We start from the raw sequence: 11,552 nt of genomic DNA on the forward strand, positions 1-11,552 counted from the left end.
CTTTCCGCAGCACTCGCTTTAAACCGAGCAGCCTCCCGAATTCAATGGAATCCGGGAGGCTGCTCATTTTGCCCCGTGGCGGCGGTGGCGCTACTTCGCGCCGATTTCCGCACCCCATGGGTAGTACATGAAATTGATCGACGGCGACGGGCCGGTGATCTTGTCATTCATCCACAGGTAGTTCGGCGACTCGTAGAGCGGCAGCCATGGAAGCTGGTCGTTGGTGATTTCCTGCGACTTCACCGCTGCGGCATAACGCTCCTGCGGATCCATCGTACTCAGGGCCTCGTTGGTTGACTTGTCGTAGTCGGCAACCGACCAGTTGCCGTAGTTCGAGAAGTCATCGGTGCGCAGGATGGAGAACATCTCCAGCGGATCGCCGACTGACAGGTACCAGCTGGTGTAGTACAGGTCGGTGCCCTTGCGAGCTTCGGGATCCGAGAACAAGGCGGTGTAGGCATTCGGGGTCACGGTATTGATCGTGGCCTTCAGCCCGATGGACTCCGCCGCGGCAGTGGTCGCCTGCGCGATGACCGCGAAGTCGTTGCCGATCGGCGCGGTGGTGATGGTGATTTCCTCACCCTTCACACCCTGCTCCTCGATGATCTTGGTCGCCGCGTCCAGGTCGTATGGGTACTCCTTCAGGTTCTCGAAGGCTGCCTTGCGGGTCGCCTCGTCGGCCTGGCCCCACACCGATTCGGTGGTGAAGGAATTGCTGGCCTTGCCGTAGCCCTGCGCGGCGGCCTGGACCAGGCCCTCGCGGTCAATGGCCATCAGCAGCGCCTTGCGCACTTCTTCGTTGCCCAGCGGGCCTTCAAGATCGGAAACCACCAGGAACTGCATGGCGGTGTTCAGGCCGAAATGGACCTTTCCGATACCCGAGGAATTGAGCTCCTCGATGGCGTTGGCCGGAACCATCCAGCCGCCGTCAACCTCGCCGGACTTCATGGCATTGATGCGGGCCACCGGATCGGTCATGATCACGAAGTCCAGCTTCTTGGTTTTCGCCGCCAGATCCTTGTCCCAGTAGTCGTCGAAACGGGTCAGCGAAATCTTCTCGCCGTTCTGCCACTTGTCCAGTTCGAACGGACCGGAGCAGTTCACGCCGCCCTTGGCGTTGCCGTAGTCGCTGCCGAGGGCCTCGAAGGTCTTGGCCGAGTCGATGACGCCGGCCGCACCGGACATCGACTCCCCGAACAGCGCATCGGGGATCTTGGTGGTGACGGTGACTTCGTTGGCACCGGTCTTCTCGATCTTGTCGACGTTCTGGTAGACCGAGAACCAGAAGGATCCGACGGCCGGATCGATATGGCGCTTCATCGAGGCCACCACGTCGTCGGCCGTCATCTCCGAACCATCGTGGAACTTCACACCTTCGCGAATGGTGAAGACCCAGGTGGTCGGGGTCTTGTTCTCCCACTTCGTCGCCAAGCCCTGGGAAACTGTCATGTCCGGCTCCAGGCGCAGCAGCGATTCGCAGACGTTCGACAGGACCTGGTTGTCCGCGTAGTCGAAGGCGTAGGCGTAGTCCAGCGAGAACGGTTCGGCATAGGTCGCCCAGGTCACCTGGTCCAGCTCGCCGCTGGGGGCCGCCGTCTTGTCGGTGATCTCGTACTTCGGGCCTTCCGGCTTGGCCCCTTCGCCGCCGCCTGCGGCGCACGAAGTCATCAGCAGCGCTGCACCGGCCACCATGGCCGCGGACGCGAGCTTCTTTCTCATTTCGGTCTCCCTAGCTATGAGGTTTCTGATCGAAGTGACGAATCCCCGTCGAGTCGTCCCCACTGCAATGACCGGCCGCCGTGCCCCAGGAGGCCGGACCAACATTTCGCAATGTGACGCTCGTTACTTCAAGTGTTAGATATGAGACTAAGCGTGCGTCAATCACGCTGTCAATGGTGTTGACATTTCTGCTGTCACGAAGAAATGTAAGATGACCGGAAGAGTCGAAAACCGGCTCCACCACGTCAGGAAGAAGGTTGCATGGCCACCAAAGCGGCTGCCAAGCGCGCAGTGAAGCCCCCTCTGGACCGCGAGGCTTTTGTCGAAGCCGCGCTGCGCCTTGCCTCCAGCCAGAACACCGTGAGCCTGACCTTCCGCGAACTGGGCAACGAAATGGGTGTCGATCCTACGGCGATCTACCGGTATTTCCGGAACAAGGAAAGCCTCATGCAGGAGCTGCTGGACCGGGTCTTCCTCATGGCCATCGAGCGCTTGGAAACCCCCACCGGCCAGTGGCAGGAATGCCTGCAGGAATTCGCCGAACGCACCCTTGACGTCTTCATGGAGCACCCAGCCATCGCCGCCTCCGCCACCTCGCTGACCACCAGCGGGCAGGGCGAGCTGGACAGCATCGAACTGATGCTCACCTGCTTCTCCAATGCAGGCCTGCAGGGCAGGGCACTGGCCGAGCAGTACGCGATCTTCGGCTCCTACGTGCTCTCCGGCGCGGCAGGACTTGCCGTCGACCAGGTCGAGTCCTCCGATCCGGATTCCACCGCATGGTTCTCCGGACCGCTGCTCGCAGACCCGCGCACCACTCCGCTGGCCAATTCGATCCGCGAGGAAATCCTGGACCTGGACCACCGCGAGGTCTTCCTCTCCGGGGTCCGCCAGATCATCCAGGCGGCACGCCAGCGGTAGCCTGCCGTCCTGTATCCCGGCGCGGAGGTGCCGGGCGTGGCCGACATCCTTGAACCATGACTGATCCTGTTCGCGCGCTGATTCAGCGGCTCTGGAAACGCGACATCGTGCGGGCAGGTGTCGGCGCGGCAGTGCTGACGCTGGTGTACTTCCTGGTGCCCATCCCGGACTCCGTTCCGGGAGCGCCCTGGCGTTATGTCGCCGTGGGCGCCTTGCTGATCGGGCTGATCGTGCTGGTCGTCCGGCACCTGCATGGACAGCCCTCGCGCACCAGCAACCTGCTGCTGCTCCTGCACGCCATCATGGTGGTCTTCTCGCTGATCTTCTATACGATCTCGCTGCGCAACCCGGAGGAATTCGTCGGGCTGGAGACCAGGATCGACGCCCTGTACTTCACGCTGACCACCATGACCACCACCGGCTACGGGGACATCGTGGCGGTGGGTCAAACCGCCAGGTCGCTGGTCATCGCTGTTTTCGCCTTCGACATCATCTTCCTGAGCCTGCTGGTCGGTGAAATCGGCCAGTCGGTGCGCGAGCGCCGGCACCGCGATTCCAGGAAGGAGGACGGCGAGCAGTGAGCGCACTGGCAAGCCGGCTGAGGCTGGCAGGGCTCGCGATGCTCTACGGCGCAGCCGCCGGCGTCCTGGCCCAGCTGACGCTGCAGGGCATGACCTCGCTGCAGCACCTGGTGTGGGCAGGACCTGCGCCCTGGTGGCGGATCGCCGCCACCATCTGCGCGGGCGGCGCGCTGCTCATCGTGCTGCGCCGCATCAGCGAGCCGCTGTCCATGGCCGAGCTGCTGCGCGCCGATCCCACGGACCGCGCGAAGCGCCACCGCATCATCCTCGTCACCGCCCTGTCGGGCATCGTCTCCATCGCCTTCGGCGGCGCGGTGGGCCCCGAGGCGGGCCTGCTGGCGGTCATCGCCCAGGTCTCGGTACTCGTCGGGCACTTCATCACCCGCGACCTGCGCGAAGAGCGCATGCTCCACTCGGCCTCCATCGCCGGGGCGCTGAGCGGGCTGTACGCCTCTCCGCCGGGGGCCGCCGCCACCGACGACGGCGAGCTGGGGCCGCAGAAGCTGCTGCAGGTGCTGGCCGGCGTGGCCGGCTTCTTCGCGTTCATGTTCTGCTCCAAGGTCGTCTTCGGCAACAACGGGATCGCCGCAGTACAGCTCGATGACGGCGCAGTGACCTGGCGGATCTCGCTCGTGGCAGCGGTGGGCGCCGCGGCCGGCTTCGCCTTCCAATGGCTGCACCATGCGCTGGCCCGGGTCGCACGGCTGGTGTCCCGCCCGATGCTGGCGACCGCTGCGGACACGCTGGCCTTCGCCGCGCTGGCCGCGGCGCTGCCGATTGTGCGCTTCTCCGGCCACCATGAGATCGAGCAGCTGGAGACCGCGCTCGAAGCCGGGAGCGGCGCGTTGCTCTTCGGAGCCGCCGTGGCCAAGGTCCTGGCCCTCGCGCTGTGCCTGGCGGCCGGATGGCGCGGCGGGGAGTTCTTCCCCCTGGTGTTCATCGGAGCGGGCGCCGGAGCCAGTCTGCTGCTGGGAGCGGACGCCGGGCCCGGCATGGCCGCCGGCATGGCGGCCGCTGTGGTCGCCGGCTGGGGCAAGCCGGTCGCGGCGTTCCTGATCATCATCCTCTTCGTCACCGGCGCGCCGATCCTGGCGGTGCTTATCGGGGTCCGGATCGGCTGGGTGGCCATCACGCTGCTGCCGCTGCCGGAACCCGAAGCGGACCCGGAGCCCGCCGCGGCGACATCTGAATGACAAATCTCCACTGATCTGCCTAAACTTCCCGTAGGACGGCCGTCTTCGCGCCGCAGAACATCACACGGGGGAATCAATGGCACGGTGTTATCCGCAGGATCCGGAGTTCACGGACAAGGGCGGAGCGGAGAAGGCGGTGTTCGAGGCGCTGCGCGACGCGCTGCCCGAGGATGCCCTGCTCTTCCACTCGGTGCAGCTGCGCGATGGCAGCGCCGAGCACGAGATCGACCTGCTGGTGCTCTGGCCCGAGGTGGGCATCGCCGCCATCGAGGTCAAGGGCGGCCTGGTCTCCAGCTCGGAGGGCTGCTGGTACCAGTCGGATGCCAAGGGAAAACACCGGCTCAAGCAGAGCCCCATGGCGCAGGTGCAAAGCTCCGCCCACGCCTTGAAGGAGGTGCTCTACCCTCTGATGGGCACCCGCGTCACCAGCCGCATGGCGCACATCGTGGTCCTGCCCTACACCCCGTGGCCTGCTGACTACACCTCGGTGGGACTCCCCCGCGAGCTGATCATCGACCGCGGCCAGATACCGCAGATCGCCCAGCACGTGCGCGGCGCCATCGAGAACCAGGGCGGAGGCCTGGCCGGGCTGACCCTGGACTTCGCCGAACGCATGGTCAAGCACCTGACCTCCTCCACCGGCCCGCTGGGCGGGGACCAGGCCGAGGTCGACTACGCCCAGGCGCTGGGCAACGAGCAGGTCCAGGAGACCCTGACCGCCCGCCAGCAGATCCTGCTCTCGGCCACCCGCTCGCTGCCGCGGGTGCGCTTCATCGGCGGCGCCGGCAGCGGCAAGACCTGGATGGCCCTGGCCAAGGCGCGCGAGCTGTCCAAGCAGGGGCTGCGGGTTGGCCTGTTCTGCTACAACAAGGGCCTGGGCCACTACCTGAAATCCGAGGTCGGCACTTGGCGGCAGAACAAGCCGGTGCACACCGGCGAATTCCACGAATACGCGCGCAGCCTGGGGGTGCCCGACGGCAGCGGACAGGAATACTTCGACGTGGCCATGCCCGCGATGCTGCGCGAGATCGGCCCGGGGCTGGACGCCGGGCTGAAGCTGGATGCGGTGATCGTGGACGAAGCCCAGGACTTCGCCCCGGACTGGTGGGAGGCACTGCTTTCCTGCACGGTGGATCCCACCGGCGGCCGGGTCTACGCCTTCATGGACAGCCGGCAGGATGTCTACCGCCGCTGGGACGGCGAGGCAGTGGGCGAGAGCTTCGGCCCGGCCGCCGCGCTGGTTCCCATCCATGTCGACGACAACCTGCGCAACACGCGCAGCATCGCGCAGACCTTCAAGGGATTCATCGACCAGGCCAGCAAGCTGCGCGGCGGCGACGGGATCCCGGTGCGCTTCGTGGCAAGCAGCACCGAGGACAGCATCGACACCGCCTCGGACTGCGTGGACGCGCTGCTTGACGAGGGCTGGGCGAACAACCAGATCGCGCTGCTGACCACGAACAAACGCCACCCCGTCCACCAGGGGCATTTCGAGGACGGCACCGTGGACAGCGAGTACTGGCCCGAGTTCCACCGCCGCGACGGCGAGTTCTACGGGCACGTGCTCGGCTTCAAGGGCCTGGAGCGCAGCGTGGTGATCCTGTGCGTGAACGGCTTCAAGGACATGGGCCGCGCCGCGGAGATGCTCTACGTCGGTTTCTCCCGCGCCCGCAGCCTGCTGGTGGTGGTCGGCGACCCCGACCTGCTCGACGAGGCCTGCGGCCACGAACTGCCGCAGGCGCTGTCCAAGGCGCAGCTGTGGGACCCGCACGCCACCCAGCAGCTGGAGCCGGCGCCCTGAGCCGCTGGCCTTAAGCCGCCAGCCTTGGGCCGTCAGCCTTGGGCCCTTAGTAGTTCAGCCCGCGGGCGTTGACGTCCCAGCGCTCGACGGCGCCATCCGGGTGGATCGCCAGCACGGAGTCCACCAGGTTCACCGCCACGCAGACATGGTTCGGGATGATGCGCAGCTGCTCGCCGTAGCCGGGCAGTTCCCGGTCCTCGGGCCAGGCGATGGTTGCATGGTGCTCGGACAGCGCGGTGATCGACGCTTCGGGGCATTCCATGACCCGGCCGTAGCCGCTGGCCCAGGCCGGGCGGTCCGTGCCGAGCACCTTGCTGCCGGCGTCCACCACGATGCGCCGCGGGATGTCCGCGGAGCCCTCGTGGCGGCTGATGACGGTGGTGGCCACGCTCAGCGCGATGTCGTTCCATCCGGTGCGCCCCAGCTCGAACTGCTGGGCGTCGCCGAAGACGTAGACCCCGGGGCGGACCTCGGTCAGCACCGAGTTGTCGCTCAGTTCTGCGGTGGGGGTGGAGCCTCCGCTGATGCGCTTGACCTGGTGCCCGGCCTTGCGCAGCAGGCAGGCTGCCTCGGCGAGCGCCTTGTGCTCCTGGTTGACTGCCTCGTCGATGGCGTTCGGGGCGTAGCTGTGGCCGGGGAAAGTGAACACGCCGTGCACGCGCAGTCCGGCGTCGCGGGCGGCGTCGGCGATCTCCACGGCCTGGGCCGGGGCGACGCCGCTGCGGTGGTGGCCGCTGTCGATCTCGATCATGAGCTTGACCTTGGGCGCCTTCTCCCCCAGCATTTTCGCCATCTGCTGCACGGCGGCGACCGAGTCGGTGCCGATGCTCAGCTTGGCCCGCTTCATCAGTTCAAGGATGCGCTCGGCCTGGGATTCGTTGATCCACAGCGGGTAGGCGATGAACAGCTTCGGCACCCCGTGCAAGGCGAAGTTCAGCGCCTCGCCGACGGTGGCGACGGTCAGGCCCGCGGCCCCCGCGGTGAGCTGGCGGTCGGCGACCTCCAGCATCTTGTGGGTCTTGGCGTGGGGGCGCAGCTTCAGCCCCTGGCTGGATACCCGCTGGGCCACCCGGGCGATATTCCGCTCCAGCTTTTCCACGTCCACCAAGATCTCAGGCGTGTTGATGCCTGACGGAATATTGCCCACAAATACCTTCCAGAGCTCGAGCCGACGTCTTCGCCGCGAACACGTCCGGAGCACAGACTACCGCAGGAAGTTGTGATCATGTGAGTCGCCGGATGCCGGGAACCGGAGGTCTACCGGGTGATCGCTCCAGGGCTGCGGCGCAGCTGCGTGGACAGTTCATGCGCGTGGTGCAGCAGCAGCTGGCCCAGCTCCTTGCGGCGGGCCTCCTCGAAACGGCTCTGGATGCCGGTCAGGCTCAGCGCCCAGGCCGGCTGGCCCGTGGCGTCGAAGACCGCCGCTCCCATGCCCCAGCTGCCCTCGACGATCAGCCCCGGGTTCACCGAATATCCCAGCGTCCTGGTTTCGGCGACCTTGGCGCGCAGTGCCTCAGCCGAATGGGCCTGCCCGTATTCGGGTACCAGATCGTGGGACTGCAGATAGTTCTCCACCGTGGATTCGGACAGGAACGCGAGGATCGCGATCCCCGCCGAGGCAACACCCAGCGGGAAGCGCCGCCCCTCGTAGAGGACGAAGGAGCGGATGGGAAAAGCCCCGTCCTGGCGCAGCAAGCAGACCGTCTCATCCCCGCGCCGGGCGGAGAGGAACGCGCTCTCGCCGGTCGCCTCCGCGAGCGCCGCGACATGCACCCGGGCCAGTTCGCTGATGTCGTAGCGTTCGGCGGCCACCGCGCCCATCAGGTAGAGCTCCGGGCCCAGCAGCCAATGTCCGGTGGCGTTGTCGTGGTCGCAAAAGCCTTCGGCCACCAATGCGGTCAGCAACCGGTGCACCGTGGGCCTCGGCAGCCTCGCCTGCCGTGCGGCCTCCGTGGTGGTGATGCCCTGCGGCATGGAGGTGCTCACGGTGCGCAATACGGCTGCCAGGCGTCCGACAACCTGTGCCCCGGAAGGTGTTGTACTCATGCCCACATTATGGACGATTGGCGTCCATGGCCGGAACTTGGGGCGGCGCATCAGCCTCCTGGATGGCAGCCGCCAAGCCCGCGTCCGCGCACCGCGTCTCCGCCATACTGCTGGCATGGAGACGACACCGGAGATGACCATGCAGCTGACCATCGACTGCGCGCACCCGCAGCTCATGGTGGAGTTCTGGGCCGAGGCGCTGGGCTACGTGCAAGAACCTCCGCCGGCCGGCCACGCCAGCTGGCGCGCCTACTGGCAGGACCTGGGAGTGCCGGACGAGGAACTGTCTCCCGGCTCTGGCGACCTCCCCGAATCCATCATCGATCCCACCGGCCGAGGGCCTCGCATCTGGTTCCAGCAGGTTCCCGAGTCGAAAACCATGAAGAACCGCTGGCACTTCGACCTGCAAGTCGGCGGTGGACGGGGTGTTCCGCTGGAGACCCGCGTCGAGCGTGTGGGCGCCGCGGCCAAGCGACTGGTTGCGCGCGGAGCGGTCGTCCTCGGCATCCACGACGAGCCCTCCATGGGCCATTATGCGATCGCCATGCAGGATCCGGAAGGCAATGAATTCGACGTCGTCTAATCTCGTGCAACATTCGTCCATATTATGAACGCTGTGTCCACGATTCCCCATGATCTGAGCAATACCGCTCCAATACGGCACCGCCTATTGATTGCCTACCTGCGACTACGTAGGTTTGGAGGTAATCAGAACTGCACTCCACATCGTGGACGGCATGGAGGAATCGATGACAACGAAGTATCGCGACGACGCGGCAGCCGCACTGGCCGAAGTCGTCAAGGACGGCATGACCATCGCCGTGGGAGGCTTTGGCCTGAGCGGGAATCCCACCCAGCTCATCAAGGCGCTGCGGGACTCGGGCGCGACGAACCTGACCATCGTCTCCAACAACATGGGAGTCGACGGCAAGGGCCTTGGCCTTTTGCTGGAGAACAAGCAGGTCTCCAAGGTCCTCGCCTCCTACGTCGGGGAGAACAAGTTCTTCGCCCAGCAGTTCCTCGACGGGGATCTGGAGGTCGAATTCTGCCCCCAGGGCACACTGGCCGAACGACTGCGCGCCGGCGGCGTGGGCATCCCGGCCTTCTTCACCCCCACCGGCGTCGGCACCCCGGTGGCCGAGGGCAAGGAAGTCATGGAGTTCAACGGCAAGCCGGCCATCCTTGAACGCGGCATCTTCGCTGACATCGCCTTGGTCAAGGCCTACGAGGCGGATGCCGAAGGCAACCTGCGCTACCGCATGACCTCCAAGAACTTCAATCCGCTGGCGGCCATGTCCGGCCGCCACACCTTCGCCGAAGCCGAGCATATCCGCGAAGACTTCCTCGACCCGTCGCTGGTGGAAACCCCGGGCATCTTCGTGCAGACGCTCGTCCAGGCCGACAGCACCAAGGACATCGAACAGCGCACCGTGCGCAGCAGGCAGGAGGGCTAGCCATGTGGACCCGCGACGAAATGGCGGCCATCGCCGCCAGCGAGCTGACCGACGGCCAGTACGTGAACTTGGGCATCGGCATTCCGACCATGGTGGCTAACCACCTGCCCGAGGGCGTCTCGGTCAAGCTGCAAAGCGAGAACGGGCTGCTGGGCATGGGGCCGTTCCCCTACGAGGGAGAAGAAGACGCAGACCTGATCAATGCCGGCAAGCAGACCGTGACCATCCTGCCCGGCGGCAGCTTCTTCGACTCGGCAACCAGCTTCGGGATGATCCGCGGCGGGCACGTGGCCACCGCCATCCTCGGCGCGCTGCAGGTCGCCGCCAACGGCGACCTGGCCAACTGGACCATCCCCGGCAAGCTCGTGAAGGGCATGGGCGGAGCCATGGACCTGGTGGCCGGCACCCCGCGCGTCATCGTGCTCACCGACCACGTGGCCAAGGACGGCACCAGCAAAATCGTTGAAAAGTGCGACCTGCCGCTGACCGGCGTCGGGGTCGTCAACCGCATCATCACCGACCGCGCCGTTTTCGACATCGAAGACGGGGCACTCATCCTGCGGGCCTGCGCCCCGGGTGAGACCGCGGCAAGCATTCAAGAAATCACCGCGGCGAACTTCGCCGTGGACATCCAGGAGGACCAGTAAGAATGACCGTCAAGATCGTAGGCTATGCCCGCACCCCGTTCATGAAGTTCAACGGGGCCCTGGCCTCCGTGCCGGGAACCGCGCTGGGCGCCCATGCCGCCAAGGCCGCGCTGGAGCGCGCCGGCGTTGACCCCTCCGAGGTCCAGCGCGTCGTCGCGGGCCAGGTGCTGCAGGGCGGTGCCGGCCAGAATCCTGCCCGCCAGTCCGCCGTCGGAGCCGGCGTTCCGCTGAACGTCCCGGCCATCGCGGTCAACGCGGTGTGCCTCTCCGGCGCCGAGGCCGTGGTGGCCGGCGAGCGCCTGATTGCCAGCGGCGAGGTGGACGTGGTGCTGGCCATCGGCCAGGAGTCCATGTCGCTGGCCCCGCACGTGCAGCGCGCCCGCGCCGGCACCAAGTACGGCGCGATCGAGCTGATCGACACCCTGGAGTACGACGGCTTGACCGATGCCGCCGAGCAACGCTCCATGGGCGCCTCCACCGAGGAGCACAATGCCAAGCTGTCCATGACCCGCGAGTCCCAGGACGCCGTGGCAGCGGCCTCGCATCAGCGTGCCGCCGCCTCCCGCGAGTTTCTGGCCGGGGAGATCGCTCCGTTCACCATCTCCACCCGCAAGGGCGACACCGTGTATTCCGAGGACGACGGCGTGCGCGAGTCCACCACCATCGAGTCCCTGGGCGGGCTGCGCCCGGCCTTCGCCAAGGATGGCACCATCACCGCCGGGAACTCCTCGCAGATCACCGACGGCGCCGCGGCCGTGGTGCTGGCCAGCGACGCCGCAGTCGAGCGCCTGGGCCTGACCCCGATGGCGGAGATCGTTTCCCACGCGTTTGTCGCCGGACCTGACCGCACGCTGCACGAGCAGCCGTCGAACGCCATCCGCGCCGCGCTGCAGCGTGCCGGCGAAAAGGCCGAGGACTTGAAGGTCGTGGAAATCAACGAGGCCTTCGCGGCCGTAGCGGTGCAGTCCACCGCGGCGCTGGGCATCGACCCCGAGATCGTGAACCCGCACGGCGGCGCGATTGCACTGGGCCACCCGATCGGCGCCTCCGGCGCCCGCATCGTGGGCACCCTGGCACGCCAGCTGCAGGAATTGCCGGCCGGTTCGCTGGGTGCCGTGGGCATCTGCGGCGGCGGCGGCCAGGGCACCGCGGTGCTGCTGCGCTCGCTGTAGCCCCTAAAAATCAACGAA

General features: G+C 66.6%; 11 protein-coding genes. 8 read left to right on the plus strand and 3 right to left on the minus strand.

Annotated features, from left to right (window positions below; translation table 11 throughout):
- Nucleotides 1-90: 90 nt before the first annotated feature.
- The gene (locus tag DFO58_RS11940; protein WP_120991027.1) at nt 91-1,719 is read right to left on the minus strand and encodes an ABC transporter substrate-binding protein; all 1,629 of its coding nucleotides are present in this window, start codon (nt 1,717-1,719) and stop codon (nt 91-93) included.
- A gap of 261 nt (nt 1,720-1,980) precedes the next feature.
- Here DFO58_RS11940 and DFO58_RS11945 point away from each other — a divergent pair, with 261 nt between their 5' ends.
- The 4 genes from DFO58_RS11945 to DFO58_RS11960 all read left to right on the plus strand — a co-directional run bounded on the left by DFO58_RS11945 (nt 1,981) and on the right by DFO58_RS11960 (nt 6,215).
- The gene (locus DFO58_RS11945; RefSeq protein ID WP_120991028.1) at nt 1,981-2,640 is read left to right on the plus strand and encodes a TetR/AcrR family transcriptional regulator; all 660 of its coding nucleotides are present in this window, start codon (nt 1,981-1,983) and stop codon (nt 2,638-2,640) included.
- A 56-nt stretch (nt 2,641-2,696) separates the two neighbouring features.
- Nucleotides 2,697-3,221, plus strand: coding sequence for an ion channel (locus DFO58_RS11950; protein WP_120991031.1), 525 nt, complete (start codon nt 2,697-2,699; stop codon nt 3,219-3,221).
- A complete protein-coding gene (locus DFO58_RS11955) occupies nt 3,218-4,414 on the plus strand; it encodes a chloride channel protein (RefSeq protein ID WP_120991033.1) in 1,197 nt (398 codons plus the stop codon). The genes DFO58_RS11950 and DFO58_RS11955 overlap by 4 nt, the downstream gene beginning before the upstream one ends.
- Nucleotides 4,415-4,490: 76 nt before the next feature.
- Nucleotides 4,491-6,215, plus strand: a complete 1,725-nt coding sequence (locus tag DFO58_RS11960) for an NERD domain-containing protein (RefSeq protein WP_053798823.1) — start codon at nt 4,491-4,493, stop codon at nt 6,213-6,215.
- A 46-nt stretch (nt 6,216-6,261) separates the two neighbouring features.
- Here DFO58_RS11960 and DFO58_RS11965 read toward each other — a convergent pair whose 3' ends face one another.
- Together DFO58_RS11965 and DFO58_RS11970 are read right to left on the minus strand one after the other, a co-directional pair.
- Nucleotides 6,262-7,362 carry an alanine racemase gene (locus DFO58_RS11965; protein ID WP_120991035.1) on the minus strand — a complete coding sequence of 367 codons (1,101 nt, stop codon included), beginning with the start codon at nt 7,360-7,362 and terminating at the stop codon, nt 6,262-6,264.
- A gap of 110 nt (nt 7,363-7,472) precedes the next feature.
- Nucleotides 7,473-8,261: an IclR family transcriptional regulator gene (locus tag DFO58_RS11970; RefSeq protein WP_183043183.1), complete on the minus strand. Its 789-nt coding sequence runs from the start codon at nt 8,259-8,261 to the stop codon at nt 7,473-7,475.
- Nucleotides 8,262-8,376: 115 nt separating this feature from the next.
- On the opposite strand from DFO58_RS11970, the gene DFO58_RS11975 reads away from it, so the two are divergent.
- The 4 genes from DFO58_RS11975 to DFO58_RS11990 all read left to right on the plus strand — a co-directional run bounded on the left by DFO58_RS11975 (nt 8,377) and on the right by DFO58_RS11990 (nt 11,534).
- Nucleotides 8,377-8,844 carry a VOC family protein gene (locus DFO58_RS11975; RefSeq protein WP_120991039.1) on the plus strand — a complete coding sequence of 156 codons (468 nt, stop codon included), beginning with the start codon at nt 8,377-8,379 and terminating at the stop codon, nt 8,842-8,844.
- A 166-nt stretch (nt 8,845-9,010) separates the two neighbouring features.
- A complete protein-coding gene (locus DFO58_RS11980; protein WP_120991397.1) occupies nt 9,011-9,715 on the plus strand; it encodes a CoA transferase subunit A in 705 nt (234 codons plus the stop codon).
- A gap of 2 nt (nt 9,716-9,717) precedes the next feature.
- Nucleotides 9,718-10,362: a CoA transferase subunit B gene (locus tag DFO58_RS11985; RefSeq protein ID WP_053798824.1), complete on the plus strand. Its 645-nt coding sequence runs from the start codon at nt 9,718-9,720 to the stop codon at nt 10,360-10,362.
- A gap of 2 nt (nt 10,363-10,364) precedes the next feature.
- Nucleotides 10,365-11,534, plus strand: coding sequence for an acetyl-CoA C-acyltransferase (locus DFO58_RS11990; protein WP_120991041.1), 1,170 nt, complete (start codon nt 10,365-10,367; stop codon nt 11,532-11,534).
- Nucleotides 11,535-11,552: the final 18 nt, after the last annotated feature.

It is taken from the genome of Arthrobacter sp. AG1021 (assembly GCF_003633665.1).
Taxonomy (GTDB): Bacteria; Actinomycetota; Actinomycetes; order Actinomycetales; family Micrococcaceae; genus Glutamicibacter; species Glutamicibacter soli.

Coding starts and splice junctions, on each gene's coding strand:
- DFO58_RS11940 (WP_120991027.1), bottom strand. CDS start 1,719: ATGAGAAAGAAGCTCGCGTCCGCGGCCATGGTGGCCGGTGCAGCGCTG.
- DFO58_RS11945 (WP_120991028.1), top strand. CDS start 1,981: ATGGCCACCAAAGCGGCTGCCAAGCGCGCAGTGAAGCCCCCTCTGGAC.
- DFO58_RS11950 (WP_120991031.1), top strand. CDS start 2,697: ATGACTGATCCTGTTCGCGCGCTGATTCAGCGGCTCTGGAAACGCGAC.
- DFO58_RS11960 (WP_053798823.1), top strand. CDS start 4,491: ATGGCACGGTGTTATCCGCAGGATCCGGAGTTCACGGACAAGGGCGGA.
- DFO58_RS11970 (WP_183043183.1), bottom strand. CDS start 8,261: ATGAGTACAACACCTTCCGGGGCACAGGTTGTCGGACGCCTGGCAGCC.
- DFO58_RS11975 (WP_120991039.1), top strand. CDS start 8,377: ATGGAGACGACACCGGAGATGACCATGCAGCTGACCATCGACTGCGCG.
- DFO58_RS11980 (WP_120991397.1), top strand. CDS start 9,011: ATGACAACGAAGTATCGCGACGACGCGGCAGCCGCACTGGCCGAAGTC.
- DFO58_RS11985 (WP_053798824.1), top strand. CDS start 9,718: ATGTGGACCCGCGACGAAATGGCGGCCATCGCCGCCAGCGAGCTGACC.
- DFO58_RS11990 (WP_120991041.1), top strand. CDS start 10,365: ATGACCGTCAAGATCGTAGGCTATGCCCGCACCCCGTTCATGAAGTTC.